At 54.9% G+C, this 215-nt stretch carries 1 protein-coding gene; it reads right to left on the bottom strand.

The features are described from left to right. On the bottom strand, nucleotides 1–215 hold a 215-nt coding region (locus tag MRS74_RS23840), incomplete at both ends, for an ABC transporter permease (protein WP_254582760.1).

Below are 215 nucleotides of genomic sequence, written 5' to 3'. Positions count from 1 at the left end.
AATGAACAGCGCAGCAAACATTTCATCAATGAGCATGCGAGCATTAGTTTGTAGCATGAGGTAGCCAAGCCCCTCGCTTGACCCCACCCACTCACCGGCAACCGCGCCAATAGGTGCAACCACAACGGCAACGCGAATGCCTGATGCAAGTACTGGCAAAGAAGCGGGGAGGCGAATATGCCAAAGCTGTCGCCAACGGTTTGCCCCCATCGTCT

The organism is Marinobacterium sedimentorum (assembly GCF_024267675.1).
In the GTDB taxonomy this organism is placed as follows: Bacteria; Pseudomonadota; Gammaproteobacteria; order Pseudomonadales; family Balneatricaceae; genus Marinobacterium_A; species Marinobacterium_A sedimentorum.
This window is presented reverse-complemented; position numbering and strand designations above follow the sequence as displayed.